The organism is Agarivorans sp. D1326 (assembly GCF_056958115.1).
In genome coordinates this window covers 252,791-279,152 of the sequence record NZ_JBTWEN010000004.1, presented here as the reverse complement: position 1 = coordinate 279,152, position 26,362 = coordinate 252,791, and the positions used below count along the sequence as shown (strand labels likewise).

The 26,362-nt window shown below is 45.2% G+C and carries 23 protein-coding genes; 15 read left to right on the top strand and 8 right to left on the bottom strand.

Going from position 1 to position 26,362, the window contains the following annotated elements:
• Positions 1 to 15: 15 nt before the first annotated feature.
• The gene (gene plsY, locus ACYFDN_RS09985) at positions 16 to 609 is read right to left on the bottom strand and encodes a glycerol-3-phosphate 1-O-acyltransferase PlsY (protein ID WP_016403351.1); all 594 of its coding nucleotides are present in this window, start codon (positions 607 to 609) and stop codon (positions 16 to 18) included.
• Positions 610 to 732: 123 nt separating this feature from the next.
• Here plsY and folB point away from each other — a divergent pair, with 123 nt between their 5' ends.
• Genes folB through ACYFDN_RS09970 form a run of 3 tightly spaced genes read left to right on the top strand, consistent with a single transcriptional unit; the run spans position 733 to position 2,411 of the window.
• Positions 733 to 1,098 carry a dihydroneopterin aldolase gene (folB, locus tag ACYFDN_RS09980; protein ID WP_016403350.1) on the top strand — a complete coding sequence of 122 codons (366 nt, stop codon included), beginning with the start codon at positions 733 to 735 and terminating at the stop codon, positions 1,096 to 1,098.
• Positions 1,098 to 1,586 (top strand): 2-amino-4-hydroxy-6-hydroxymethyldihydropteridine diphosphokinase, encoded by a 489-nt coding sequence (gene folK, locus ACYFDN_RS09975; RefSeq protein ID WP_483510957.1) that lies wholly within the window; start codon positions 1,098 to 1,100, stop codon positions 1,584 to 1,586. The genes folB and folK overlap by 1 nt, the downstream gene beginning before the upstream one ends.
• Before the next feature lie 24 nt (positions 1,587 to 1,610).
• Positions 1,611 to 2,411, top strand: coding sequence for an undecaprenyl-diphosphate phosphatase (locus tag ACYFDN_RS09970; RefSeq protein WP_338624054.1), 801 nt, complete (start codon positions 1,611 to 1,613; stop codon positions 2,409 to 2,411).
• Positions 2,412 to 2,501: 90 nt separating this feature from the next.
• Here ACYFDN_RS09970 and ACYFDN_RS09965 read toward each other — a convergent pair whose 3' ends face one another.
• On the bottom strand, positions 2,502 to 3,743 hold the full coding sequence (locus ACYFDN_RS09965) for a multifunctional CCA addition/repair protein (RefSeq protein WP_483510956.1): 1,242 nt from the start codon (positions 3,741 to 3,743) through the stop codon (positions 2,502 to 2,504).
• 134 nt (positions 3,744 to 3,877) lie between these two features.
• Here ACYFDN_RS09965 and ACYFDN_RS09960 point away from each other — a divergent pair, with 134 nt between their 5' ends.
• Together ACYFDN_RS09960 and ACYFDN_RS09955 are read left to right on the top strand one after the other, a co-directional pair.
• A complete protein-coding gene (locus tag ACYFDN_RS09960) occupies positions 3,878 to 5,500 on the top strand; it encodes an ExeA family protein (RefSeq protein WP_483510955.1) in 1,623 nt (540 codons plus the stop codon).
• On the top strand, positions 5,500 to 6,312 hold the full coding sequence (locus tag ACYFDN_RS09955) for a general secretion pathway protein GspB (RefSeq protein WP_483510953.1): 813 nt from the start codon (positions 5,500 to 5,502) through the stop codon (positions 6,310 to 6,312). The genes ACYFDN_RS09960 and ACYFDN_RS09955 overlap by 1 nt, the downstream gene beginning before the upstream one ends.
• A gap of 48 nt (positions 6,313 to 6,360) precedes the next feature.
• Here ACYFDN_RS09955 and ACYFDN_RS09950 read toward each other — a convergent pair whose 3' ends face one another.
• The 3 genes from ACYFDN_RS09950 to ACYFDN_RS09940 all read right to left on the bottom strand — a co-directional run bounded on the left by ACYFDN_RS09950 (position 6,361) and on the right by ACYFDN_RS09940 (position 9,052).
• On the bottom strand, positions 6,361 to 6,972 hold the full coding sequence (locus ACYFDN_RS09950; RefSeq protein ID WP_338624064.1) for a TIGR04211 family SH3 domain-containing protein: 612 nt from the start codon (positions 6,970 to 6,972) through the stop codon (positions 6,361 to 6,363).
• 110 nt (positions 6,973 to 7,082) lie between these two features.
• The gene (locus tag ACYFDN_RS09945; protein WP_016401669.1) at positions 7,083 to 8,348 is read right to left on the bottom strand and encodes an inorganic phosphate transporter; all 1,266 of its coding nucleotides are present in this window, start codon (positions 8,346 to 8,348) and stop codon (positions 7,083 to 7,085) included.
• 26 nt (positions 8,349 to 8,374) lie between these two features.
• Entirely contained in the window at positions 8,375 to 9,052 is a 678-nt protein-coding gene (locus ACYFDN_RS09940; RefSeq protein WP_016401668.1) for a TIGR00153 family protein, read from the bottom strand.
• Positions 9,053 to 9,235: 183 nt separating this feature from the next.
• Here ACYFDN_RS09940 and ACYFDN_RS09935 point away from each other — a divergent pair, with 183 nt between their 5' ends.
• On the top strand, positions 9,236 to 10,723 hold the full coding sequence (locus ACYFDN_RS09935) for a CYTH and CHAD domain-containing protein (protein WP_483510952.1): 1,488 nt from the start codon (positions 9,236 to 9,238) through the stop codon (positions 10,721 to 10,723).
• A gap of 3 nt (positions 10,724 to 10,726) precedes the next feature.
• Positions 10,727 to 11,491 (top strand): YdcF family protein, encoded by a 765-nt coding sequence (locus ACYFDN_RS09930; RefSeq protein WP_483510951.1) that lies wholly within the window; start codon positions 10,727 to 10,729, stop codon positions 11,489 to 11,491.
• Between the two features lie 12 nt (positions 11,492 to 11,503).
• Here the strand turns inward: ACYFDN_RS09930 and ACYFDN_RS09925 are convergent, their stop codons facing one another.
• The gene (locus tag ACYFDN_RS09925; protein WP_483510950.1) at positions 11,504 to 12,250 is read right to left on the bottom strand and encodes a potassium channel family protein; all 747 of its coding nucleotides are present in this window, start codon (positions 12,248 to 12,250) and stop codon (positions 11,504 to 11,506) included.
• A gap of 225 nt (positions 12,251 to 12,475) precedes the next feature.
• Between ACYFDN_RS09925 and glnE the strand changes: the two genes are divergently transcribed.
• The gene (glnE, locus tag ACYFDN_RS09920; protein WP_483510949.1) at positions 12,476 to 15,337 is read left to right on the top strand and encodes a bifunctional [glutamate--ammonia ligase]-adenylyl-L-tyrosine phosphorylase/[glutamate--ammonia-ligase] adenylyltransferase; all 2,862 of its coding nucleotides are present in this window, start codon (positions 12,476 to 12,478) and stop codon (positions 15,335 to 15,337) included.
• 65 nt (positions 15,338 to 15,402) lie between these two features.
• Here the strand turns inward: glnE and lpxL are convergent, their stop codons facing one another.
• Complete coding sequence (gene lpxL / locus ACYFDN_RS09915) at positions 15,403 to 16,329, bottom strand: LpxL/LpxP family Kdo(2)-lipid IV(A) lauroyl/palmitoleoyl acyltransferase (RefSeq protein ID WP_472589178.1); 927 nt, start codon at positions 16,327 to 16,329, stop codon at positions 15,403 to 15,405.
• Positions 16,330 to 16,447: 118 nt separating this feature from the next.
• On the opposite strand from lpxL, the gene hldE reads away from it, so the two are divergent.
• Complete coding sequence (gene hldE / locus ACYFDN_RS09910) at positions 16,448 to 17,881, top strand: bifunctional D-glycero-beta-D-manno-heptose-7-phosphate kinase/D-glycero-beta-D-manno-heptose 1-phosphate adenylyltransferase HldE (protein WP_221074736.1); 1,434 nt, start codon at positions 16,448 to 16,450, stop codon at positions 17,879 to 17,881.
• Positions 17,882 to 17,947: 66 nt separating this feature from the next.
• Here hldE and tolC read toward each other — a convergent pair whose 3' ends face one another.
• On the bottom strand, positions 17,948 to 19,273 hold the full coding sequence (gene tolC / locus ACYFDN_RS09905) for an outer membrane channel protein TolC (protein ID WP_483510947.1): 1,326 nt from the start codon (positions 19,271 to 19,273) through the stop codon (positions 17,948 to 17,950).
• A 245-nt stretch (positions 19,274 to 19,518) separates the two neighbouring features.
• Between tolC and nudF the strand changes: the two genes are divergently transcribed.
• Genes nudF through ACYFDN_RS09875 form a run of 6 tightly spaced genes read left to right on the top strand, consistent with a single transcriptional unit; the run spans position 19,519 to position 26,350 of the window.
• Positions 19,519 to 20,169, top strand: a complete 651-nt coding sequence (nudF, locus tag ACYFDN_RS09900; protein WP_016401660.1) for an ADP-ribose diphosphatase — start codon at positions 19,519 to 19,521, stop codon at positions 20,167 to 20,169.
• Positions 20,159 to 20,599, top strand: coding sequence for a DUF1249 domain-containing protein (locus tag ACYFDN_RS09895; RefSeq protein WP_483510945.1), 441 nt, complete (start codon positions 20,159 to 20,161; stop codon positions 20,597 to 20,599). Before nudF ends, ACYFDN_RS09895 begins: the two co-directional genes overlap by 11 nt.
• A gap of 20 nt (positions 20,600 to 20,619) precedes the next feature.
• Complete coding sequence (gene cpdA, locus ACYFDN_RS09890; RefSeq protein ID WP_246612298.1) at positions 20,620 to 21,444, top strand: 3',5'-cyclic-AMP phosphodiesterase; 825 nt, start codon at positions 20,620 to 20,622, stop codon at positions 21,442 to 21,444.
• Positions 21,445 to 22,029, top strand: a complete 585-nt coding sequence (gene yqiA / locus ACYFDN_RS09885) for an esterase YqiA (protein WP_483510943.1) — start codon at positions 21,445 to 21,447, stop codon at positions 22,027 to 22,029.
• An 11-nt stretch (positions 22,030 to 22,040) separates the two neighbouring features.
• Positions 22,041 to 23,933 carry a DNA topoisomerase IV subunit B gene (gene parE / locus ACYFDN_RS09880; protein WP_483510942.1) on the top strand — a complete coding sequence of 631 codons (1,893 nt, stop codon included), beginning with the start codon at positions 22,041 to 22,043 and terminating at the stop codon, positions 23,931 to 23,933.
• Between the two features lie 14 nt (positions 23,934 to 23,947).
• Positions 23,948 to 26,350, top strand: a complete 2,403-nt coding sequence (locus tag ACYFDN_RS09875; RefSeq protein WP_016401655.1) for a putative bifunctional diguanylate cyclase/phosphodiesterase — start codon at positions 23,948 to 23,950, stop codon at positions 26,348 to 26,350.
• The last annotated feature ends 12 nt before the right edge of the window (positions 26,351 to 26,362 follow it).

Here is a 26,362-nt window from a genome sequence, read left to right as displayed (position 1 = left end):
TAAATAGGCGCTTTTTTATTGGTCTTTATTGACTACTTTGCTTTCGGTGTGATTGCGCAGGCGGGTAATGTTGCCCTGGTGGCGAATAATAATAAGGCAGGCTAGCATCGCTACGGGGAGAGTGTATTCAGGTTTGATTAACCAAGTGTATAAAGGCGCTAAACTTACACTCACAATAGCAGCTAACGATGAATAGCCGCGCAGTTTTAAGGTAATAATCCAAGTTACTATCAGTAAAGCTGCTAAGTCTAAGCCAATTGGCAGTACGCCACCTAAGGCTGTTGCGACACCTTTGCCACCTTCAAAATGAAAGAAGATGGGGTACATGTGGCCTAAGCATGCAGCTATACCTACAAATCCCAATACTATTGGTGCTAGTCCCGCGTAGTAACCCATCCAAACTGGCACCATGCCTTTTAATAGGTCACATACTAATACTAATGCTGCAGGAATTTTGCCGCCGATGCGGTAAACGTTGGTGGCACCTGGGTTGTTTGAGCCGTGTTGGCGAGGGTCGGGTAAGCGGTAAATTCGACATATTAGTACGGCACTGGATATAGAACCCAGCAAATAAGCTGCCGTAATAAAAAATAAACCGAGTAAACCCATTAGCTTAGAAGCATTCCACCAATTGCCGAATTGCGGTATTATCGCGCTCTCTCAAAGGTCAAATCATACGCTGTTTTTTTAGCTAAGGCTAATAAGCACGTTTGCAGCACAGCAGCCAGAACTATGGATAAAGTATTTATTAAAGATCTCACCGTATTAGCCACCATCGGTGCTTACGAGTGGGAAAAAGAGATTAAGCAAAAGTTGCTTATCGATTTAGAAATGGCATGGGATAACAAACCTGCCGCACAAAATGATGATTTATCGCTAGCGCTCGATTACGCCTCGGTGAGTCAAGCGGTGAGTGATCTCGTTACTGGGCAAGCTCACGAGTTAGTAGAAACCGTGGCTGAAAAAGTGGCGAGCTTAGTGATTCAGCAGTTTTCTGTGCCGTGGCTTAAGGTCACTATCAATAAACCCGGAGCCGTTCCATTTGCTAGCAACGTGGGTGTGCAGATTGAACGTGAGCAAAAGGATTACGCTTCGTAATGGCCGATATTTTTGTAGGCATTGGCAGTAACATTGAACGTGAGCAATACATCAAACAGGGTGTGGCTGCATTACGCGCACAATTTGGCGAGTTAACTTTAAGCCCGGTTTATGAAAGCCCGGCCTTGGGTTTTGATGGGCCCGAGTTCTATAATTTGGTGGCTAAATTTACTAGCCCTTTATCCTTACAAGCGGTGTTTGAAGCGATTAAACGGATTGAATTTGAACACGGGCGGGCAATGGATGCGCAAAAGTACTCGTCACGCACCTTAGATATCGATATTCTTTTATATAACCACTTAGTGGTAGATTCACCCTGTGTATTACCCAGAGCCGAGATAAGTAAAAGTGCTTTTGTATTAAAGCCGCTGGCAGATATTGCTGGCGAGTTGGTACATCCAACGCTTCATCAAACTTACACGCAACTATGGCAAGATTTTGATCATAGTAGCCAAGTGCTCACTCTTGTAGAGAGTTTCAACTTTTAATTTTTTAGCAGCAAGGAACCAAGAATGAGTACATTTGAGACCATTTTTTTGGCTTTGATCCAAGGTTTGACCGAGTTTTTACCTATTTCCAGTTCTGCCCATTTAATTTTGCCCTCGCAGATTTTTGGTTGGGATGATCAGGGGATTGCCTTTGATGTAGCGGTGCACGTAGGTAGTTTGTTTGCCGTATTGGGTTACTTTAGAAAAGAAGTATGGGCCATGCTTAAAGCGTGGTTAAGCTCGTTTACTGGTAACCGCAGCCCCGAGGCTGTGCTTGCTTGGTTAATTATCTTAGCCACTATTCCTGCGGTACTGTTTGGCGGCTTGTTTAAATCGTTGATTGAAGAGTACTTGCGCTCTGCGTATGTGATTGCAACTACCACCATCGTATTTGGTGCTTTGTTATGGTGGGCCGATTCGCAAGCTAAGTTAGTGCACGACGAGTACAAAATTGGCTGGAAACAAGCGCTGTTTGTGGGTGTTGCACAAGCGATAGCGATTATTCCTGGCACTTCGCGTAGTGGTATAACAATTACTGCAGGCTTAATGTTGGGCTTAACCCGTGAAGCCGCGGCGCGTTTTTCATTTTTAATGTCTATTCCGGTAATTGTTGGCGCTTGTGTTCTTATGGGCAAAGACATGGCTGATAATCCGGTGGATATCGATTGGTCGGCGATGTCGCTGGGTATATTGGTGTCGTTTATCAGTGCTTATTCTTGTATTCACTTGTTTATTAAGTGGGTTAACAAGGTAGGTATGAAGCCGTTTGTTATCTACCGAATGCTACTGGGTATTACTTTGTTTGCCTTTTTAGCCTTAAGTTAAACGACCTTTAGTTCGAACAAAAAAAAGCACGCCAATGGGCGTGCTTTTTTATTGTAATGAATTGCTTGGCTTGGTTACTGTTCAATCAGCTTATTGCTCAAGATGCTGTAAATAACGCTGTTTTTCTTGCTTAATCAGCTTAAGCCGCGCTAGGTGCACCTGTTCGCGAATCTCTTCACCTTTATAACCTTGTTGCACAATGGCTTGAATGTTCACACTGTTGGCTACCTCGAGTTGCGATAGCAAATAGTTGTAAGCAGGGTAATCGTTTTGTTCAAAACCTAAACGACCACGAATATCGGCCACGCCAGCTTCTAATATTTGGGTAAAGCGTTCTGGCTTGCGCCAAGCATCGCAGCGGTTAAACAGCTTTAATACGGTTTCGGGACGAAGTTCCAAAGCGCTGTGAATGGTAATGTGGTGCTCAGCGACAAGTAGCGCTAAATCTCGGTACTCGTTAGGTACTTTGATGCGTTGGCAAAAGGCTTTGATTAACTTTACACCCTTAGGTCCGTGGCCTGGATGAGAAGGTAGCTTTTCTTCAGGGGTTAAGGCTTTGCCAAAGTCGTGGCACAAGGCTGCAAAGCGCACTAGGTCGCTATAGCCATGTTTAGCACTTTGCTCTATTACCATTAAGGTGTGAATACCGGTGTCTATTTCTGGGTGCCATTTGGGACTGGCTGGTACTCCAAATAAATCATCCAGTTCTGGTATCAAGGCTGCCAGAGCGTCTGCTTCTCGCAATACCGCAAAAAATACTTGTGGTGATTGGCTGCCAAGCGCTTTTTCTAGTTCTCGCCAAATACGCTCTGGAGTTAAGCTGGTTAATTCGCCCGAGTGAGCAATTTCTCGCATTAACTCGATGGTTTCATCAGCAACTTTAAATCCTAGGTGATGGAAACGCGCGGCAAAGCGGGCCACTCGTAATACTCGCAGCGGATCTTCTACAAAAGCGGGCGATACATGGCGTAGTAGCTTCGCATCTAAGTCGCGTTGGCCACCGTAAGGGTCAATTAGCTCACCATTTTCTGAGCGGGCAATGGCATTTACGGTAAGGTCGCGTCGTAAGAGGTCGTCTTCTAAGCGAATATCATCGGAAAAATCACAACTAAAGCCGGTGTAACCAATGCCTTGTTTACGCTCAGTGCGCGCCAATGCATATTCTTCTTGGCTGTGAGGATGCAAAAATACTGGGAAATCTTTGCCAACTTGGCTGTAGCCAAGTTGCAGCATTTGTTCGGGAGTGGCGCCAACCACAACGTGATCGCGGTCTTTTACCTGTAAACCTAGTAGTTGATCTCGTACTGCTCCGCCGACTAAATAGGTTTCCACTTATCACTCCTCGTTAACTAATATCCACAAACGCCTTGCGTGGGGGTATTATACACCTATCAATGCTCAATAGGGCTTGGATTGCGACTTGTAATATAAGTGGCAGCCATAATCGGTGAAAGGATAGCGGTTTAATGTATTTGGATTACTTTGGCTTAAAGGAAAGTCCCTTTTCGATAGCGCCAAACCCTGATTTCTTGTTTATGAGCGAGCGTCATAAAGAAGCCTTGGCTCACCTTACCTTTGGTTTGGGCGAGACTGGTGGCTTTGTGTTGCTTACTGGTGAGGTTGGTACCGGTAAAACCACGGTGTCGCGCGCCTTGCTTAAACAAGTGCCCGAAAACACCCAAGTGGCCTTGGTGTTAAACCCAAGTCTTACCGAACTAGAGTTGTTAGCCACAGTGTGTGACGAGCTGAGCATAGATTATGATCGTGACTCTTTTAGCGTAAAAGACTTTGGCGACGCGATTCGCCAGCGTTTGCTAGAGAACCACTTCCAAGGTGGCAACACCATGCTGCTGATTGATGAAGCGCAGCACTTGTCGGTAGAAGTCCTCGAACAATTACGGCTATTAACCAATTTTGAAACCGATACACGCAAGTTATTGCGGGTGGTATTAATTGGCCAACCCGAACTGCAACAAAAGCTTAAGCAACCTGTTTTACGCCAATTGGCTCAGCGTATTACCGCTCGCTATCACTTGCTGCCATTAACGGTAAATGAAGTAGAAGCCTACGTGCGCCATCGCTTAATGGTGGCGGGGTGTGAGCGCCCTCTATTTGCTCCCTCGGTGATTAAGCAGTTGTTTAAGGCTGCTGACGGTATTCCGCGAGTGATTAACTTGCTATGCGACCGTGCGCTGTTAGCCGCCTACGGCCGCGACCAAATGCAGGTAGACAAAAAAGCGCTTAACCAAGCGATTGAAGAAGTGGCCTTGGGCGAGCCTAAGTCTCAAGGCTTTAACCTTAACTATATATTGAGTGGTGCTTTATTAGGCTGCTTGATCGTGGCGGCTTGGTTTATCTTGCAGCAAACGCCAGCAGTTGAAATAGAAAACCAGCCGATAGCTGCGCCAGTTGTTGAGCGCCCAGCTGAGATTGTTGCTGTAGAACCTGCTCCAGTGCTTGAACAAAGCGAAGATGACATTCAAGCAATTAAACAAGAGTGGCTGCAACTACGAGCCAACAACAGTTTGCCAGCGCGCTCTTGGCAATTATTGTTGCGTACTTGGGGTTACGATGTGGCGAATGCGCAAGCAAACTGCAACCTAGTCACAAGCTTAGAACTATATTGTTTAAACCTTACTGGCGGCGAGCGGGCTTTGCGTGAAGTGAACCTTCCCGCGGTAGTTGAGCTAGAGGAAGATGGTCACTATTTTTATGCGGTGGTGCGTCATTGGGGACCTAAATTAGAACTATGGATGGGTGACCGTGCAATTATGGTTAGCCGATCTTGGTTTGGCCAACGTTGGAATGGCGAGTTTCAAGTACTCTGGAAGCAACCCCCAGGCTTTACTGGGGTGCTTAAACAGGGCAACCAAGGCGAAGCCGTTTATTGGTTGGAACAAAGCTTGTCGTTAATCCAAGGACAGCGTCCACGCAAAACCTTTAATTTTGATGCCCAGTTAAGCCGTCAAGTGCAGCAGTTCCAGCAGCAAAATCGCCTAAGTGCCGATGGCATAGCTGGTGTATTTACTTTATTACGTCTTAACCAACAGATTTACGTTGATCAACCGCGCTTGCAGGAGTTGAACTAATGTCCAGTATTTTAGACGCACAGCGCCGCAGTCAGCCAAACGAAGCGGTTGCTTTAGTTGCGCCCTCGCCAGTTAATCCAGTATTAACTGCAGTGCTAAGTTCGGTTCTCACCTTATCTTTAGGCGCTGGCGGTTTTTGGTTGTGGCAACAATCAAACAAAGATACCGCGCCGGCTAAAGTGGAGGCTGCGGTTCAGCCTGTAACTAAAGAGCTTGAAACCAAACCAATAATGCGGGTCTCTCGGGTGGTTGAACCTAAGTTAGAGATTGAGCTGTTGCCTTTGCCTCAATTAGAAGGGCTAGAAAAGGTTGATTTGCTAGCGCTACGCCAAAAGCAGTTTGAAACCTTATTAAATGCACCTATTCCGCAGTATCAAGCGCCAGAGCCAGTGGCTACGCCAAACTCCAGCTCTACTGTGGTGGCCAGTAAGCCTGCGCCAGTGCAGCAGTCAGCACCTGCCAAGCCTAGCTCGGCAGAAGAAAAGGGCTTAGAGCAACGCTTTGCAGCGGCTGTGCAAGCAACCAATACCTTAAGCTGGGACGCGGAGCTTGACCCAAGTACCTATGACGACGCCCCCATGGTTGGGGCGCTAGACCCAGAGGTGCAAAAATTGGTACCGGCCATTACTTTTAATTCGCATGTATTTTCGTCAGATCCGAACCGTCGTTATGTCACCCTTAATGATAAAGAGTTGGTAGAAGGGGATTTTGTTACCAAGAACATCGAGTTAGTGGCGATTCGTCTTGATGACATTGTGCTGCGGGTAGCAGGTAACTTATGTCGACTGAATGCTTTGTCAGATTGGGGTTAACAAAAAAGGCGCACTAAGCGCCTTTTTTAATGGGAAAAGCAACAGTGATTACATCCACTGATTATCGCGCTTTTTGCGACGTGGGATCATTGGCAGCAATATGCCTAGAATTAAACCAATACCCGCTACACCTGCGCCTCGCATAAACCACTGCATTTGCACCGCTTCATCTTTGGTGTCTAGCTCATGTTGGATGGCATTATTTTGCTGGCTAATTTGAGTAAGCTGCTCGTTTAACTGATCGTTAGTAAGCTGAAGTTGTTCTATTTGCTGTTGCTGGGCGTCAATTTGCTCAGCTTGTTCGGCAGAGGCTGCGCCGCTGTCTTGTTGTTGCTGCTTAAGCGCAGTTTGGCTTTTTTCCAACTGGCTTTTCACTTGTTCTAATTGAGCGGCTAAGCCTGGAGAGCGATTAAGGTATTTAGCTTCTACCCAGCCTTCGCGGCCATTCTCTAAAACAATTTTGGCGTATTTGTTTTCTTGGTTGAATTCAACCTGATTGATCTTAGTACCTGCGTTAACGCTACCCACAATTCGAAATTGGTTGCTAGGACCAGAATGCATGAAGACATATAAGTCGTCAGAGATGTAACGAGTTTGAGCAAGAGCAGGGAAGGCGAGGGCAAGCGATAAAAAAGCAGCAGATAATGTTCTGACAATCACGGCGTATCTCTTTATTTAGAATAGTTTCGCCGTTAGTGTACGAAACAACGTTGCTAGTCTCAACCAGCAACGTTGTTAATGTGAGTAAAGTTAACTAGTTTAGTGAGATACTAGTTAAAAATAGCCAACATAATGTAGTAGAACACGATAGATAGTGCTGCACCAGCAGGTAGTGTTACTACCCAAGATACTACAATACTACGTACTACGCCGAGGTTAAGCGCGGCAATACCACGTGCCATACCCACACCTAACACCGCACCTACTAGGGTTTGAGTGGTAGAGATTGGCAAGCCAGTACCCGAGGCAACTACTACTGTTGTTGCAGCAGCGAGTTCAGCAGCAAAACCACGGCTAGGTGTAAGGTGGGTAATACCTTTACCAATAGTGGCAATTACGCGATGACCAAACAGGGCTAAACCAGCCACAATACCTAAACCACCTAGTGGTAAAATCCACCATGCTAGTGAGGCTTTAGCGGCAATTTCACCGTTGTTATTTACTACGCTAACTACTGCCGCCAATGGACCGATAGCATTTGCTACATCGTTTGAACCGTGAGCAAAAGCCATACAACAAGCGGTGATTACCATTAGTACCGCAAATACTTTTTCTACGTTGGTGTAGTGCATTTGACGGTCGGCTTTAGGGTCGATTTTTAGGCGGCTAATAATCACCTTACCTACAATAGCAACCAATACGCCAACGGCTACTGCCCAAACGTAACCTTCAACACTGCTTAGCTCTAAACCAATGTGCTTGAGGCCCTTTTTGATGGTTACTAGCGCCATCATAAAGCCAGCTAAGAACATGTAACCTGGCACGTAGCGCTTAGCGGCTTCTAGTGGGTTATCATGTTCAAAAATAAGCTTCTGGGCGCTCACAAAGATTAAGTAAGCAAATACACCTGAAATAGCCGGAGTGATAATCCAACTACCTACAATGCCGCCCACTTTGGCCCATTCTACAGCTTCTGTGCCTACACCTACTGCGGCGAAACCAACAATGGCACCAATAATAGAGTGAGTGGTTGATACCGGCCAGCCGTTGTAAGAGGCAATTAATAGCCACGTACCAGCAGCAAGCAGCGCGGCAATCATACCGAATACTAATAGCTCGGGAGTGTTAACAAACGCGCCAGAATCAATGATGCCTTTACGTACGGTATTGGTTACCGCACCACCGGCCAAATAAGCACCGGCAAATTCAAAGATCATCGCGATAATAATCGCTTGTTTAATGGTAATAGCGTTAGAGCCTACCGATGTACCCATAGCGTTGGCTACGTCGTTGGCACCAATACCCCACGCCATAACAAAGCCAAAAACGGCCGCAATAATAATCAGCGTAGTGCCGTAAGTTGCAAGAATTTCCATTGGAGTTACCTAAGTATTTTCTTTGTTTAGCGATAGATCATCAGTTCTAAGCGAGCACCAACGCGCTGCGCTTGGTCGGCTAGTTCGCCGATAGCTTCAATGATGAAATATAGGAACATTGCGTCGATAGGGTCTAGTTTCTTCTCTAGCTTTTGTAATTTTCGACGAATTTTGATTTGCTGTGCGTCGGTATCGTCTTCGATAATATCGAGTTCGTGTACCATTTTTTTCACTAGGTCTACTTCACGGCCTTTAAAGCCTGTTTCTAGTAGATCTTCCAGTTCGTTGATTACTTCTTTAGCTTTACCGGTTGCATCTAAACAACGCGCTAAGTAAGTCATGAACATTTCAGCAAGTTTAGGTGGTAACTCCATCTTTCGGCCTAACATGCGACCTGAAATGTCTTTTGCTTTATTGGCAATTCGATCTTGGTGAGTAAGCAGCTCGAGTACGTCTGAACGTTCAACTGGCATGAAAATACCACCAGGTAGATTCAGGCGAATTTCACGCTTCATGCGATCAGCTTCTTTTTCTAAGTTTGAAATGTCTCTACGACGTTTTGCCGCAGTTTTCCAATCTTTATTAAGTACTGCTTCAAAAAAAGGTACAAGACCTTCACAGCATTCGTGTACTACATTGATATGCTCTTCTAGAGGTTTAATCGGCGATTTAGCGAACAAACCTAGAATTGTATTTCCGGACATAATCTCTGTTCCAATTAGCTATGCAAAGGATATATTTTTTGCGAGGCGCATGGTAACGTAGCGGAGCTTAAGTGCAAGCATTTATCTTACAATTTGTTGCTTTTTACTTGAGCTGAATCAAAGGTTTTGTATGAAAACTGAACAGAGGGAGCAGGTCGCTGCATCAGCCTACATGGATAAACCATGAACAATGAAATTGAAATCAAGCTCTTAGCTACACCTCAATGTGCGTCGGTGTTATTGGCTCGGCTCAATCAGTATAGTGTGCTGCAAACCGAAGTGAAAACCCTCACCAGTGTTTATTTTGATACTGATGACCGCCAACTGATGCGTTGGGGCATGGGCTTACGTATTCGCAGTGGCGATGGCGACAATGTTCAAACCATTAAAACCGATGGTTTAAGTGTAGGCGGTTTACACCAGCGTCCCGAATACAATTGTGTGCTTCAATCTAACCAACCGCAATTAGCCTTGTTTGAAGAAGTTGAATGGCCAGCCGGCGCCGAACTTTCCAGTCTTAATAATCAGCTAAGCCCTTTATTTACTACCACCTTTGATAGACAAACTTGGTTGGTTGATTTGCCTAACGATACCTTAATTGAAGTAGCTTTCGATCAAGGTTCGCTTACCGCAGGAAGCGAGCACGAAGCCATATGCGAAATTGAGCTGGAGTTTGTGAAAGGCGACATTAGCCAGCTTTTCGAACTCGCCAGCGACATTGCTTCAATAGAAGGTTTACGCTTAGCAAACATTAGCAAAGCTCAGCGTGGATATATGCTGGCTACTGCTCATATACAACAAGTTAAATCCCTAAGCGCAGTTAAACTTAGTGATGCCGATAGTACTAGTGAATGCTTCAATCGGATTTTTGCTGGTGCACTCGAACATTGGCAATACCACGAACAGCTATTTGTGGAGCAGCGAAGTTTTGCCGCTTTGGAGCAAGTCTCTCTAGCGGTGCAAATGTTGTTTCAAGCCTGCAAAATGTTTAGTGAGCGCGATTTAGTAGAATGCGCTTGGCTTAATGAATTACGTTGGTTACGCCAACAGTTTGCGTGGTTAACCCAAGCCGCCAGTTTAAATAAACTGACTGCTGAACGAGGTGCATTGATTAAGAAGTTACCTCAGCAACGCTCTTTATTGAAAACCCTGCAACAGCGTCAGCATGATTTGCCGCAACCTGATGATGTTTATCAATTAATGCATAGCGCTCGCTATTGTAGTTTGATGTTAAAAATAACCCGCTGGCTTTATCAAGCTAAATGGCAGCACAGCCAAGCTCTGCAACAAGAGAATATTCAGCATTTAGCCAAAGCTATGTTGCAAACTAGTTGGGATTACTTGCAACAATCGCCTTTGGCTGAACCTCAGCTAGATTGTAATGCTTATATGAAACAAGCCACTAAATTGCGACGTAACCTGCTGGTGGGCATGTGTGTGGGTGAGTTATTTGACCAAGAGCTGCGCCAAGAATTCCGCTTGCCTTGGGTAGATATTCTATCGGGCATTGAAGAACTGAGTTTGTTTAAACCTATGCGAGAATTATTGCCAGAGCTGGATGCAGAGTTACAGCAAGCCATTGAAAAGTGGGTGCAGCGTAAAGAGCAATCCTTACTGGATGCCTTAGAGTTTTCTCGCCAGCAAGCGCTGCAACAAGCGGTGTATTGGTAAGTCGTGGACGGTTTCGCCTTAAAGAAACTACTCACCGTGCTGGCTATGCCCAGTACTTCACTATGGCTGCTGTTGTTGTTAGCTCTCTTTTTTGGACTGCGAGGTCATAAACTACTATCCCGCAGCTGCGCCGTAATTAGTTTGTTGCTGATGTTTTGTTTAAGCCTATATCCGGTAAGTGGTGCACTTCTTTATCATTGGGAAAAGCAATACAACGGTTTACATTCTTTACCGCCAGATACGCAAATAATTGTGGTATTGGGCTGTTTGCATTATCAAGATGAAAACCAGCCGTTATCTAGTCAGGTGCTACCTTGTGGCGCAGTTAAAGTTGTTGAAGCGGTTCGTTTATGGCGCCAGCAACCGCAAGTGAAAATATTATTATCGGGTGGTGATAATGAAGGCAGTGGAGTACAGCATGCCGATATGCTTGCCAAACTGGCTTTGTCTTTAGGGGTGCCTGAGTCTCGATTAATTCGTAGTTATCAGCTTAAAGACACTGCTGAAGAAGCTGCCAACATTGCCAAGCTTTACCCGAATACCCAATTAACCTTAGTCACTCAAGCTTCTCATATGCCAAGAGCGATGCGCCTATTTGCCATGCAGGGGCTTAATCCTACTGCCGCTCCTACTTACTATCAGGTGAAAAACTGGCATGCTGGCTTTACCTGGCAAAGCTTTATTCCGCGGCTTAGTCATATAAGCAAAGCAGATAACGCGGCATACGAAGCGCTAGCCCATGCTTGGCTTAAGCTGCGAGGTAGTTAATTAAACCGCGCTTTAATGAGACTTCTTTTGTAGTTCACTCAACTGTTGCTGAATATTGCTCAATTGTTGTTTGAGTTGCTGATGTTCTTTTTGTTGCTCTACGATCAACTGCTGAATTTGATGCTCTGAATTAGATTTCCCACGAAGTAAAAAAGTAGACATCAAACCTGATATCGCACCAAAAAAGCCAACGCCGGTTAAAATCATCACTCCAGCGATAATGCGTCCGGCATCTGTAACCGGCACAAAATCACCATAACCCACGGTAGAAATTGTAACGATTGCCCACCACAAGGCTTCGCCTGCGCTGCTTATTTGGCTGCCTGCTTGGTCTTGCTCGGCCAGCAGTATGCCAATAGAACCCAGCAGAATTATCACCAGCAAGCTGAACAAAACGGTTGCCGCGGCGGATTCTACTCGACGATGTTTTAAGCTCGCTAACAAATGGCGCTGCTCGCTTAAGGCTTTAATCAGTTTTATTGCATGGAAAAAGCGCAATAGGCGTAGCGCTTCCACCATAGGAATGCTCGCGAGTAGGTCTATCCAATGATGTTTGCAATAAGCAAATGGAGATTTGCTGCGAGCGGCACTCACAATAAAGTGCACAATAAATACAACGCAAATAAGCGTATCTAGATTGATCAGTAAGGCTTTAAGTTGAGAATCTGCAGGGTAAAAGAACAAGCTGCTAACAATCACAATGGCTATTAGCGACAGAGACAGCATCACTAAATCGAAGGCATTGATGTGCGTTTTCATTTATTAATTCCGAAGGATAAGTACGGCCGATTCTACTATACGCCAATTTTATCAAACAACGGTTTTTGGTGCTTAAAAATGGCAGATGAAGTCAATTTTTGCTTGGTTTTTTGCTATCAGCTAATCACCAAGTTGATATGGCTTACACTCCCTGCGATCCAGCTTGTGCTCAAGCATGAATCATGATGATATTAAGCCAAATTTTGGATTCGGATTTTCTTCATCATGCCAAGTACTCTTCCTGTCCCTAGCGAGCTTTCTACTATTGCTGAGCAATCTTGGGAGCGCCTTATCGAGTTAGCGCCAAATTTATTAGAGCAACTAGATCCCCAACAACAGTTGCAAAGTAAAACAGCCTTTGCTTTGAGTGATTTTATCGCCCGAAGCTGCATTAGCCAGCCAAGTCTTTTAGCCGATATCTGGCAACAGCAATTATTAGAGCAGCCCTTAAACGAACAGCAAATGCGTGAGCAGCTAAGTGCCGAGTTGGCTGAGCAAATTACCGACGACGGTGCTAAAAAGGTATTGCGTCAGTTTCGCCGCATGCAAATGGTGCTTATTGCTTGGCGTGATTTGCTTCTTAAGCAAGCTGTAACAGACAGTTTTGCCCAAGTGTCGGCTGTGGCTGATAGCTGTGTAGATTGTGCTAATCAATGGTTATACAAACGCTGTTGTAGTGAGTCTAGTACACCCAGTGATGCCGAAGGAAATGCGCAGCCATTAGTGGTAATTGGCATGGGCAAGTTAGGCGGGCGAGAGCTAAATTTTTCATCCGATATCGATTTGATTTTTTGTTTTCCCGAGAACGGAGAAACCCAAGGTGGCCGCCGTAGCATTGCCAATCAGCAGTTTTTTATTCGCATGGGGCAGCGGCTTATTCAACTTATTGATCAAACCACTGTAGATGGCTTTGTATTTCGCGTAGACATGCGCTTGCGACCATTTGGAGAATCTGGTCCCTTGGCGGTTAGTTACGCAGCCTTTGAAGATTATTATCAACATCATGGCCGAGATTGGGAGCGCTACGCCATGGTTAAGGCGCGAGTGATTAACCAAGATTTGCGCTTTGACCAAGATATTCAAACCATGCTTAAACCCTATGTTTATCGTCGCTACATCGATTTTAGTGCTATTCAAGCACTGCGCTCGATGAAGGCCATGATTAACTCTGAAATCCGTCGTAAAGGCTTGCGCGACAATATCAAACTGGGCTCGGGCGGCATTCGCGAAATTGAGTTTATTGTACAAACTTTCCAGCTTATTCGTGGTGGGCGCGAGCCGGTGCTACAAACCCGTTCACTACTACAGGCTTTGTCGCAGTTAAGTGAGCACGGTGAGTTGAGTGAAGCTCAAACCAAGATGCTGCGCGAACACTATTTGTATTTACGCCAAGTGGAAAACATTCTGCAGCAAATAGATGATCAGCAAACTCAAACCCTACCAGATACAAGCGGTGACCAGCAGCGCGTTGCTTGGGTAATGGGTCATGACAATTGGGAGAGTTTCTACCAACAATTGCAGCAAGGACTTACTCAGGTAAACGCCTGCTTCCAATCTGCCATTGGTGAAGAGGAACAAGAAGAGCACCAAGCAGGCCAAGAATATGATGATTTGTGGCATTGCGGCGCTGATAGAGAAGCCCTTGCTAGCTTGATGAGTAAACATGTTTGTAGCGAGGAAGAACAAAAAGCCCGCGTAGAAACCATGTACCACTTTATGCACGCCGTAGAGAAGCGCCAAATTGGTCAGCGCGGTCGCCAAACCCTAGAGCGGATGATGCCAAGTTTACTGCAGCAACTGTTTGAGCATCCTCAAACCAGTTTGGTATTGCCGCGGGTAATGGTATTGCTTGAGCGGATTCTATCAAGAACCGCTTACCTAGAGCTGTTAGCCGAAAACCCAGCTTCGTTGCAGCAACTATTAAGGCTTTGCGCAGGCAGTGCCATGTTGGCGCAAAAGCTGGCGAGCTTTCCTATTCTTTTGGATGAATTACTCGATCCTAAGCTACTGTATAACCCGGCTAGCGAAGACAGTTACGCCCAGCAGCTCCGTGAGTTTATGTTGCGTATTCCGCCCGATGATATGGAACAGCAAATGGAGGCACTGCGTCAGTTCAAACAAATCCAGCAGCTGCGTATTACTGCGGCTGATATTGCCGGTGCATTGCCGCTAATGAAAGTGAGTGACCACTTAACCGCGGTAGCTGAAGTAATAGTAAACGCGGTGGTTGAGCAAGCCTGGAGCCAGATGGTTGAGCGCCATGGTTACCCAGAGCATTTAGGTGAACAACAACGCGGTTTTGCGGTAGTGGGTTACGGCAAAATTGGTGGCATCGAAACAGGTTATAGCTCCGATCTAGATTTAGTCTTTTTGCACAATAGCGACAGTAGCACCTATACCAATGGGCTAAAGCAAATCGACAGTAAGCAGTTTTATTTAAAGCTGGCACAGCGAATTATGCATCTGTTTAATACACGCACCGCCTCAGGTGTATTGTATGAATTAGATATGCGCTTACGTCCTTCTGGTGCTTCTGGTTTATTGGTTTCCGCCATTGAAGCTTTTGAGCAATATCAAGTGAAGGAAGCGTGGACTTGGGAGCACCAAGCGCTAGTGCGTGCCAGAGTAATTTATGGTGATGCAGAACTCGCTGAGAGTTTCGCCCAAGTTCGCCATAAAATTTTGGCCCAGCCACGCCAAGCTGCAGAGCTGGCCAAACAAGTGCAAGAGATGCGTAGCAAAATGCAGGGACACTTAAGCCGAGAAACTGAAGACGTTCTGGATCTCAAACAATCTCCTGGCGGTATGGTAGACATTGAATTCATTGCTCAATACTTGGTATTACTGCATACCCAAGAATATCCTCAGCTAAGTAAATGGACTGACAACGTAAGAATATTTGAAAGCTGTGCCGAGCTTGATTTATTAAAGCCTGAACAAGCGCAGGGGCTAAGCCAAAGCTACTTGGATATTCGCGATGAGTGTCACCGCTGTGGTTTGCAAGGTTTGCCACGTTTGGCCAACAAAGCCGAGTTTAAGCAAGATTTAAGTGTAGTGACCGATACTTGGCGGCAGTTGTTTACTTAGCACTGAACAAGGGTTTTAAGGCTTAAAAAAGGCGCTGCTTTTAAGTTAAAGCCAGCGCCTTATTGTTAATAAACGCCTTTTTCACCTTCTGGGCGAGACTTAAAGCGGCGGTGGATCCACATATATTGCTCGGGTGCGCGTAGAATGGCTTTTTCTACCACTTGGTTGATGGTGTGGGCATCTTGTTCATCATCACCTTGCGGGTAGTTATCTAGGGCTGGTTCTATCACCAAAGTAAAGCCTGAGCCATCTTCATTACGTAGTGCATAGGTTGGCAATACTTGCACGTTTTTCACTTTCGCTAAAGTGGCGGTGCCGGTAATAGTGGCAGCTTTATCTTGAGCAAAAAACGGTACAAACACCGCAGCATGGGTACCGTAGTCATGATCAGGTGCGTACCACACCGCATTGTCTTGGCGCAGAGCTTTAATCATGCCGCGCACATCGGTGCGATCTACTAAGTATTTATTAGACTTAGTGCGACCGTGATATTGATAGTACTCATAAACCGAGTTTTTGTTAGGGCGGTAGATCCCAACACCTGGATCCAACGTGCCATAAGCGCGAGCATGGCTTTCTAAGGTCCAGAAGTGGGCACTTACTAATAAAATGCCACCTTGTTGTTCACGCGCTTTTTTTAGGTGTTCAAGGCCTTCTACTTTGAAGTGTTTTGCAAAGCGCCATTGTGGCCAAAACCAAGCATTGGCGGTATCCACTACCGAATGCCCTAAATGACGAAAACAGCCTTCAACTAGTTGCTCTCGCTCTGCTTCACTTTTGTCTGGAAAACAAATTTCCAAATTGCGGCGGGTAATATGTACGCGTGATTTCATCAATGCTCGGCCTAAGCGGCCAATGCCTAAACCCAAGTAATGCTGAACGCGATAAGGCAGTAAACTGATGCTAAACATAAAGCCAATTAATACCCAGGCCCCCCAGTTCTTTGGGTGAAAAGATTGTGCGTTAAGCTTGGGTGATGAAATTTTCGCCATATTTTACTTTGTCACTGTAATAATGTGTAAAGTCTACTGGATATCAAGAGATTATGCCGCAGACCATAAGTTTAACTATGATAAACTGTTAATAATTATTTTTCGATGAGAGTGAACAATGAGAATAACCCTCCCTGAGTTTGCCCAAGCTAAGGTGTTAGTAGTTGGCGATGTAATGTTAGACCGCTATTGGCATGGACCTACCGGGCGCATCTCGCCTGAAGCCCCGGTTCCAGTGGTTAAAGTTGAACAAATTGAAGAACGCCCTGGCGGCGCGGCTAACGTAGCCTTAAACGCCGTGGCCTTAGGTGCAGGCTCTACGTTATTAGGTATGAGCGGCGAAGACGAAGCAGGCATTGCCTTAGAAAACAAGTTGGCAGCGGTTGGTGTAGAGTGCCAATTTACTAAGTTTGCTGATTACCCAACTATTACCAAACTACGGGTACTAAGCCGTCACCAGCAGTTAATTCGTTTAGATTTTGAAGAAAATTTTCATGAAGTAGATAGTAAAGACTTAAGCGCTAGCTTTGCTGAACAGGTGAAGCAACATCAAGTGGTTATTTTATCTGATTACAATAAAGGCGCATTAAACCAAGTTGGCGATTTAATTGCTCTGGCACGCGATGCCGGTGTCCCTGTTTTGGTTGATCCAAAAGGCAGTGCGTTTGATAAATATCGCGGTGCAACTTTGCTCACGCCTAACTTTTCTGAGTTTGAAGCGGTGGTTGGTCACTGTAAAGATGAAGACGAAATTATTAGCAAAGGCGAAGCTCTAATCGAGCAGTTAGACCTTGAAGCATTACTGGTGACACGCAGTGAACACGGTATGACGCTTATCCGTAAGGGCCAACCAGAGTTGCATTTAGCCGCGCTAGCACAAGAGGTTTACGATGTAACCGGTGCTGGTGATACGGTGATTTCTACTTTAGCTAGCTCTCTAGCGGCTGGCTCGAGCTTAGACGATGCTTGTGCCTTAGCCAATGCCGCTGCAGGCATTGTGGTTGGAAAACTAGGTACGTCTACGGTGTCTACCATTGAGCTTGCCAACGCAGTGTATGGGTCGCAGGAAACTGGCTTTGGCGTGCTAAGTGAACAACAGCTTAAGTTTGCTTTGGAGGCTGCTAAGCGTCGCGGCGAAACGGTGGTGATGACCAACGGTTGTTTCGATATTTTGCATGCCGGTCATGTGTCTTACCTTAATCACGCACGCACTTTGGGTGACCGTTTAATTGTTGCAGTAAACAATGATGATTCTGTTAAGCGCCTAAAAGGGGAAGGGCGCCCAGTAAATAGTGTCGATCGCCGTATGGCGGTGCTTGCTGGTTTAGGTGCGGTTGATTGGGTGGTTGATTTTAGTGAAGACACGCCACAGCGTTTAATTGCCAACTTATTGCCAGACTTATTGGTGAAAGGCGGCGATTACAAACCAGAAGAGATTGCTGGTGGGCAAGAAGTGATTGCCAATGGCGGTGAAGTGCGAGTGCTTAACTTCGAAGATGGTTGTTCAACTTCAGAAATCATTAAGTCTATTCGTCAAAATCAAATCGACTAGTTTTGTCGTTTATTCAAAAAAGGCGCCAATTGGCGCCTTTTTTATTTCAAATCTTTACCAGCGATATTACTGGGGAGGCATTAAGCCAGAGTTAACCAGTGCTACGTCTTCTTCAGTTAAGGTACCGGCTGCTTGTTTAAGCGCTAGCATGTTAAGAATGTAATCATAACGGGCGTTAGCTAAATCACTTTTTGCAGAGTACAAGTTACGTGTAGCGTCTTGTACGTCAACAATGGTACGAGTACCCACTTCAAAGCCTGCTTCGGTGGCTTCTAGCGCACTTTGTGAAGACACTACTGTTTGCTCAAAGGCTTTAACCGAACCAATACTGGCACTTACGTTATTCACTACCGAGTTAACCGTGCTTTGCACTGTGCGGAAGGTTTGCTCTAGCGCTTCCGAAGAGGCGATGTAGCTAAACTGCGCTTGTCGTACTTGTGAATCAATGCTGCCACCTAAGTAGATAGGCCAGTTGAACTCAAGACCAATATTACCGGCATTTGAACTGCCGCCTTGAAGTGAATCATAGGCGTCGTTACCGTATTGGTTATTGTCATAACCAATACCTGCAGTTAGGTCTAGGGTTGGTAAGTGACCACTTTGTGCTAATTCGATTTGCTCTTGAGCAATCTCTTTACTAATGCGCTGGGCGTTTAGCTCTAGGTTGCGGTCGGTCGCAGTAGCTAACCAAAAGTCTGAGCCTTGCTCAAGCGGGTTTGGCTCAAAACGCTGGGTATTAAGAATGTTAAGCTCGCGGTGCTCTAAACCGGTTAGCTCTCGTAAGTCTTCGTAGCTGTTAGATAGGTCGTTACGCGCTTGAATTTCTTGGGCAAGGGTACGGTCATATTCAGCTTGGGCTTCGTGTACGTCGGTAATTGCTGTAAGACCAACGTTAAAGCGTTGTTTAGTTTGCTCTAACTGACGACCAACGGCTGTTTTGTTAGCTTCTACAAAGCTTACGTTGTCCATGGCACGTAATACATTGAAGTAAGCATTACTTACACGAATAATCAGGCTCTGTACGTCATTAGCATATACGGCTTCAGAACGTGTCGCATTCTTTTCAGAGATGCTCAAACTGGTCCAGTTTGTTTTAGAGTAAAGCGACTGGCTAAGGCCAACCGATGCATTGGTGTTGGTAATGCTGTCGATGGTGTCGTTACTGGTAGTAGTGTATTTAGCACCGGCACCAAAACCAATTTGTGGAAGCAGTGATGCACGAGACTCGGTAATTTGCTCAAAGGCGATGTCACGCTGAGCTTTACTTTGCAAAATTACAGGATCTTTTTCTTGAGCGAGTTGATAAATTTGCAATAAATCATCAGCTTGGGCTTGGAATGCTAAAGAGCTCATTCCACAAGCTAATATTAACGATTTGATTTTCAGCTTCATTACGCCTTTCCTTTGGTCGCTGTGTTAGCGAGGTTATTTCGGGAATAGATATTTACTTTGTGTAGACTAAATCTTAATAGTTTAAAACTACCACAGTTTAATTAATGCTAGTCTATACCAGCTTTATTTCTAGAGTAAGACCTAGATAACAAAGAAAAAGCATAAATTTACGGTCAATCTTGTGTTTGATCAATAAGTTCTGACAATTTTTATACCAACCGTTACAAAAAGGAGTCTTGGTCAATATGACAAAGTTGCAAAATAGTAGTCAATTCTCTCATCAAGATGTGGAAATCAAAGATGTAGAAGATGTATATCAAGGCTTCTTCAAGATGCAGCGCTATACTCTGCGCCATCGTTTGTATCAAGGCGGTTGGAGTAATTGGATTCAGCGTGAAATGATGGACCGTGGTCACGCTGCCGGTATTTTGTTATTTGACCCAAAGTTAGACCAAGTTGTGTTGGTGGAGCAGTTTAGAATTGGCGCTATTGAAACTGGCGCTAGCCCTTGGTTACTGGAAATTGTTGCCGGCATGCTAGACAGCGGCCAGCCACCTTTAGAGGTGGCAGTGCGCGAAGCCGAAGAAGAGGCGGGCTTAAGCGTAAATCGGGTATTTTCTTGCAACAGTTTTTTGCCGGGCGCTGGTGGCTTAAGCGAACGTATTCATTTGTACATTGGTGAAGTGGATGCAAGCCAAGCGGGCGGTGTTCACGGCCTAGATAAAGAAAACGAAGACATATTGGTTAAAGTGGTTAGTCGTGAGCAGGCCTTCGAGTGGGTGCAGCAAGGTATTATCGATAATGCTGCAGCGGTTATTGCTATTCAGTGGTTGCAGTTGAATTTGCAGAAGGTACGCCAGCAGTGGCAAAATGATGGCGATGGTGATGCTCAGTAATACTGGCCCCACCCGTTATCGAGTCAATCTCGACGAATTGATGCAGCTTTATGCTGCCAATTACAGCTTGATGACGCGTTTATTTCCAGGGCCACTTGAAGTGGGACAAATTTTACGTTTGATCCCCAAATTGGGTGAAGATTATTTACTGGAAAGCAAAGAACTTACTCGCTACACGGCGCTTTACGAGATAAGGCAAGCCAGTGCTCAAGCCTATAATTACCTGCAGCCGCAGCTGTTGGTGCGTTTGTATCACGATGCACGGTTGGCGGAAGTGTGTGCTAGTCAGCAGATTTATAAGCTTAAACCAAGGTATGATTACCCGAATAAAAAGATGCATCATCAAGATGAAAAGCATCAAACAAATCAGTTTCTTAATGACTGGTTAGTATTTTGTTTAAAACAGCGGATTAAAGTTGAGTTTGCTTAAGCAAACTACAAGAAAAAATTGTGGCATTTAATAAATTAAACATAAACACAGCACCAGACGGAAGTGTGCACTTATTGCAGGTTACCGATACGCATTTGTTTGCCGATGAGCAAACTGGCTTGTTGGGGGTTAATACCAACGACAGTTTCAGTGCAGTCATAGAAAACATTAAAAGTGACAATATCCCCTTCGATTATATTCTTGCAACGGGTGACTTATCTCAAGATCACACCAAGCGCTCTTATCAACGTTTTGCTGAACGAATTGCCGAGTTAGAACGTCCTTGTGTCTGGTTACCGGGTAATCATGACATGCAAGAAAACATGCTGACACTTGAGCAGCATGGGGTGCTGGCTGCAAAGCAACTGGTGAGTGAGCACTGGCAAATCATTATGTTGGATACTCAGTTAGAAGGTGAGCCTCACGGAATAATGAGTCAACGCCAGTTAGACAACCTAGCTGAAGCCTTGGCTGAGTATCCCGACAAACATGTGTTGATTGCTATGCACCATCAAGCGATTCCCGTGGGCAGCAAATGGTTAGATCAACATAACCTTAAAAATGCTGATGAGTTTTTTGCGGTTATTGCTGATTTTCCAAATGTTCGTGGGGTGATCTTTGGCCATGTTCATCAAAACTATGAGTTCCAGTTCGACGGCATTGCTTTTATCGCAACGCCCAGCACTTGTATTCAGTTTCTGCCTTTATCGGCTAATTTTGCCTTAGATCATCAGCAACCTGGTTGGCGTTACTTGCAATTAACAGCTGAAGGACGCATTGCTACTCGCTTGCGGCGTCTATCTGAGCGCAGTTTTCTTCCTGATCCTAAATCGAAAGGTTATTGAGTGGAGCCACCTTCAGTATTATTGTATTTACACGGATTTAATAGCTCTCCTAATTCGGCTAAAGCGCAAGCAATGGCCCAATATCTTGAACCATATCAAGCTCAAATTCAGCTGGTATGCCCGCAACTTGCTTGTTATCCCAACGATGCTTGGCAGCAGATTGAAGATATTCTCAATCAACACCGTGGCAAAAAGCTCGGTGTAGTGGGTAGTTCTTTGGGCGGCTTTTTAGCGACCCGAGTGGCTCAGCAAACTACAGCTAAAGCGGTGCTGGTTAATCCAGCAGTTAAACCCTATGAACTGTTAAAAGACTATTTAGGCGAGCAACAAAACCCTTATACTCAGCAGCATTATCAATTAGAACAACAGCACATCGAGCAGTTAAAACAATTAGAAGTAAGCCAATTAAGTTGTCAGCAGCGACTTTGGGTGATGCTACAAACCGCAGATGAAGTGCTGGACTTTAATTTAGCAGTCACAGAATATAAGGGAGCAACTTTCACCATTGAAGAAGGCGGCGACCACAGTTTTCAAGGATTTGAAAATCACTGTGCTGCCATTCTCGACTTTTTGGCACTTAGGTAACAATTTCTATCATGGCTGATCAATATAATTCAGACTCTATTGAAGTATTAAGTGGTTTAGACCCGGTTAAACGCCGCCCTGGCATGTATACCGATACCACTCGCCCCAACCACTTAGCCCAAGAAGTTATCGACAACAGTGTCGATGAAGCCTTAGCTGGCCATGCGCGTGCTATTACCGTTACTTTATTTGAAGACCAGTCCATCGAAGTTATTGATGATGGCCGTGGTATGCCTACCGATGTTCACCCAGAAGAAAAGGTAAGCGGGGTAGAGCTTATTTTCACCCGTTTACATGCTGGTGGTAAGTTTACTAACGACAACTACCAGTTCTCTGGTGGTTTGCATGGTGTGGGTATTTCTGTGGTGAATGCCTTGTCTTCGAGAGTTGAAGTTCAAGTGCGCCGCGATAGCCAGATATTTGAAATGGCCTTTGAGAACGGCGATAAGGTTCAAGAACTAACGGTCACGGGTACGGTTGGCAAGCGCAATACCGGAACGCGAGTACGTTTTTGGCCAACAGCCAGCTACTTTGATAGCCCTAAATTTTCAGTCTCTCGTTTACGTCATTTACTGCGCGCTAAAGCGGTACTTTGTCCTGGCTTAAACATTAAGTTTGTCGACAAAGTTAACAAACAAAACGACGAGTGGTTTTTTGAAGACGGCCTAAAAGACTATTTAAGCCAATCATTTAAAGACTACATAAGCCTGCCAGAAGATCCTTTCACTGGTGCATTTTCGAGTAAGGACGAAGCTGTAGACTGGGCAGTAAGCTGGTTGCCAGAAGGTGGTGAAAGCATTACCGAAAGCTATGTAAACCTTATTCCCACAGCGCAAGGTGGTACTCATGTAAACGGCTTACGCCAAGGTTTACTTGATGCCATGCGTGAGTTCTGTGAGTTTCGCAATATCCTGCCGCGTGGCTTAAAACTAACGCCTGATGATATTTGGGATCGCTGTTGTTATGTCTTGTCGGTAAAAATGCAAGATCCGCAATTTGCCGGACAAACTAAAGAGCGCTTATCTTCGCGTCAATCAGCAGCTTTTGTTTCAGGGATTGTTAAAGATGCCTTTAGCTTGTGGCTGAATACCCATACCGATCAAGCAGAGCTATTGGCCGAAGTGTTCATTAGTAATGCCCAGCGCCGACTTCGCTCAACTAAAAAGATTGCCCGTAAAAAGGTCACTTCTGGCCCGGCATTACCCGGCAAGCTCACCGATTGTACGAGTCAAGACCCGTTAACTGGTGAACTGTTTTTAGTGGAGGGTGATTCTGCGGGTGGTAGTGCTAAGCAGGCTCGAGAACGTGAGTTTCAGGCTGTTATGCCACTGCGCGGAAAAATTCTAAACACTTGGGAAGTTGATGCGACAGAAGTATTGGGTTCACAAGAAGTTCACGATATCTCGGTTGCTATTGGTATTGACCCAGACAGTAATGACCTAAGTGGATTACGTTACGGCAAAATCTGTATTTTGGCGGATGCTGACTCCGATGGCTTACACATTGCCACACTGTTGTGCGCCTTGTTTATGATGCACTTCCGACCATTGGTTGAGCAGGGGCATATTTACGTTGCTATGCCGCCTTTGTACCGAATTGATGTGGGTAAGGAAGTTTTCTATGCACTCGATGAAGATGAGAAGCAAGGCATACTAGATCGCATTGAGGCCGAGAAAAAACGCGGTAAAGTTAATGTACAGCGCTTTAAAGGTTTGGGTGAAATGAACCCTTTGCAACTGCGTGAAACCACCATGGATCCAAATACTCGCCGCCTCGTTCAACTTACCGTTGAAGAGGAAGAAGCTACTGTGCAGCTGATGGACATGTTGTTAGCCAAGAAGCGCTCGGGCGACCGCAAGCAATGGCTGGAAACAAAAGGCGATATGGCCTCAGACTTGGTATAGGGAACAGATAGAGCATGCGCGATTTGCGATTAGGTTTAGCCAGTAAAGCATTGCTGCTGTTATGCGGTGTTTTGTTAGTGACCTTGGTGGGCTTAATCAGCTTTAACCATGACAACTTAAAAAGCTTTTTTCAGCTTGGCCGTGCGCAAGTTATCGACAACCAACAATACCAGCTGCAGAAATACTATCGCGATGTGTTTGCGCGCTTGCAAGGTGTAACCTCTAGCCAGTCTTATCGTTTTGACTCTTACCAACAAGAGAACCTCCCCGCGATATTCGATTCTTTCTGGCAAGACCTACGGGCTAATACCGAACTACCGGTGCGTAGCATTGCAGTGGTAGACCCTTTAGAGGGTTTAAAATACGAATTTGGTTATATAGCCCATAGCGAGAAAGCGCTAGAGTGGATGCTAAAAGATCCCGACGACGTGCAGGCAAAATGGATACTTGATTGTCCCCTAAGCTGTCGCATTATCATCGCAACTGACCTCGATAAAATGGAAGAGCAGGGCAGTTATCGAATTTTCTACAGTATTGATTCCTTACGTTTGCTGGAGCTTTTCCCGGCAAGCCAAGGCAGCCATCACTTTTTGGTTGAGCTTAACGACGATAATAGCCTTGAATTACTTTACGCAGAGTCGGCTTTTCGGGAAATGGTTCAAGACTTATTAGTAGGTTTAAACGCTGAAAATATAATACATGGGGTGGAGCAGTTTAATACTGAGATGGGCCTTACCGAGCTGCATGCTTTTAAGGTAAATAATACCAGTCAGCAAAAACCTGTTTACTACGCCATTGTGAACGACATTAATACTCAGCTAAATCAGCTTAAGCGTGCCGATTACAACAACTTACTGTTTGGTATTGGCGCGTTGTTTTTTGCCGGCGCGATTGTTGTATTTGCACTGAGTCCATCACTTAGGCGGATCCGCCGCACCATTGATAACCTGCCCTTATTAGCTCGCTCGTCACATAATCTGTTTCGTCGAAACCTAGAAAGCAACAGCAAGCGTTTCTTACAAGATGAATCTGATGAGCTTAATCACACCTTAATTCGTCTTTCCTACCAGCTAGAAGCTTTGGAGCAGCAGCTTAAAAGCCGCGCCGAAGAACTAGAGTGGGTAGCCAATTACGATAACTTAACCGATTTACCTAACCGCCGTAAGTTTGAGCGAGTCATTACTCAAATGGTTAAAGAGAAGCGTTACGGCTGTTTGTTGATGGTGGATCTTGATAACTTCAAATATGTAAACGACATCAGTGGTCACGGCGCGGGTGATGAGATGCTGCGCCAAGTATCTTCAAGCTTGGAGCGCTTATTGCCAAACGATACTTTATTGGCGCGTATTAGCGGTGATGAGTTTGCAATCTATTTGGAAGGTACCAGCCTTGCCTATTCTGAAGTGGTGGCTCAGCGAATCATTAGCATGTTGGCGCAGGTGAGTGTACCAGGGCATAACATTATTCATACGGCGTCAGCCTGTGTGGGCATTGTTGCCTTCCCTGAGCACGGCAACGGCTTTGAAGACTTAATGGCCAAGGCAGACATTTGTAACAACCAAGCAAAAGAGCTAGGTAAAAACTGTGTGGTTACCTTCCAAGCAGAGAACAGTGATACTGAACTGGCTAAAAAACATTATTGGTTAGACTTAGCACAAAACGCCATTGAGCGTGACCGCCTAGAACTGCACTATCAGCCAATCATGAATAACAAGCTCAACAAGGTTGAACATTACGAAGTGTTATTGCGAGTGCGTGATGAAAACGAGCAATTGCATTCGCCTTATCAGCTTATTTTGGCTGCTGAGAAAAACGGTCAAATTGATAAAATTGATTTGTGGGTAGTACAGCAAGCCCTACAACAAATGGAAACTAACCTGCGTAACGGCTTTACCGATAAACTTGCAATTAACTTGTCGGCACGCTCTTTCTGTAGCGAAAAGGTGATTGCGCGCATTGCTCGCGAGTTTGTTAGCCGCAATATCGCTGGTGATATGATTATCTTCGAAATTACCGAAACCGCCGCGCTGCCAAACATGAAGCAAGCAGAGGAGCATATTCGTCGCCTTAAAGCTTTAGGCTGCGCCATCGCGTTGGACGACTTTGGTGTAGGCTATTCATCTTTTCATTCGTTGAAACATTTGCCCTTTGATTACCTAAAAATCGACGGCTCATTTGTCCGCGAAATTCTTAATCAGAATGAAGATAAAGTATTTATTCAAGCCCTGGTTGATATTGCCAATCAACTTGGCCATAAAACGGTAGCCGAGTTTGTAGAGTCAGAAGCATTAAACAACGAACTTATCAACTTGGGAGTGGATTACTCGCAAGGCTATTACATCGGTAAACCAGCTAGCGCACGCTATTTCTGGCAATTTGACAAAGCATCAGCAGTGCTAGCTTTGCAAGGAACATAAAAGGTTATTAAA

What these genes read in the sequence shown, in the direction of transcription:
- nudF (WP_016401660.1), top strand. Translation starts at nt 19,519, where the DNA reads ATGACAAAGTTGCAAAATAGTAGTCAATTCTCTCATCAAGATGTGGAA.
- ACYFDN_RS09955 (WP_483510953.1), top strand. Translation starts at nt 5,500, where the DNA reads ATGTCCAGTATTTTAGACGCACAGCGCCGCAGTCAGCCAAACGAAGCG.
- folK (WP_483510957.1), top strand. Translation starts at nt 1,098, where the DNA reads ATGGCCGATATTTTTGTAGGCATTGGCAGTAACATTGAACGTGAGCAA.
- ACYFDN_RS09960 (WP_483510955.1), top strand. Translation starts at nt 3,878, where the DNA reads ATGTATTTGGATTACTTTGGCTTAAAGGAAAGTCCCTTTTCGATAGCG.
- ACYFDN_RS09940 (WP_016401668.1), bottom strand. Translation starts at nt 9,052, where the DNA reads ATGTCCGGAAATACAATTCTAGGTTTGTTCGCTAAATCGCCGATTAAA.
- ACYFDN_RS09895 (WP_483510945.1), top strand. Translation starts at nt 20,159, where the DNA reads ATGCTCAGTAATACTGGCCCCACCCGTTATCGAGTCAATCTCGACGAA.
- ACYFDN_RS09945 (WP_016401669.1), bottom strand. Translation starts at nt 8,348, where the DNA reads ATGGAAATTCTTGCAACTTACGGCACTACGCTGATTATTATTGCGGCC.
- parE (WP_483510942.1), top strand. Translation starts at nt 22,041, where the DNA reads ATGGCTGATCAATATAATTCAGACTCTATTGAAGTATTAAGTGGTTTA.
- plsY (WP_016403351.1), bottom strand. Translation starts at nt 609, where the DNA reads ATGGGTTTACTCGGTTTATTTTTTATTACGGCAGCTTATTTGCTGGGT.
- folB (WP_016403350.1), top strand. Translation starts at nt 733, where the DNA reads ATGGATAAAGTATTTATTAAAGATCTCACCGTATTAGCCACCATCGGT.
- ACYFDN_RS09970 (WP_338624054.1), top strand. Translation starts at nt 1,611, where the DNA reads ATGAGTACATTTGAGACCATTTTTTTGGCTTTGATCCAAGGTTTGACC.
- ACYFDN_RS09875 (WP_016401655.1), top strand. Translation starts at nt 23,948, where the DNA reads ATGCGCGATTTGCGATTAGGTTTAGCCAGTAAAGCATTGCTGCTGTTA.
- ACYFDN_RS09925 (WP_483510950.1), bottom strand. Translation starts at nt 12,250, where the DNA reads ATGAAAACGCACATCAATGCCTTCGATTTAGTGATGCTGTCTCTGTCG.
- ACYFDN_RS09935 (WP_483510952.1), top strand. Translation starts at nt 9,236, where the DNA reads ATGAACAATGAAATTGAAATCAAGCTCTTAGCTACACCTCAATGTGCG.
- hldE (WP_221074736.1), top strand. Translation starts at nt 16,448, where the DNA reads ATGAGAATAACCCTCCCTGAGTTTGCCCAAGCTAAGGTGTTAGTAGTT.
- tolC (WP_483510947.1), bottom strand. Translation starts at nt 19,273, where the DNA reads ATGAAGCTGAAAATCAAATCGTTAATATTAGCTTGTGGAATGAGCTCT.
- lpxL (WP_472589178.1), bottom strand. Translation starts at nt 16,329, where the DNA reads ATGGCGAAAATTTCATCACCCAAGCTTAACGCACAATCTTTTCACCCA.
- glnE (WP_483510949.1), top strand. Translation starts at nt 12,476, where the DNA reads ATGCCAAGTACTCTTCCTGTCCCTAGCGAGCTTTCTACTATTGCTGAG.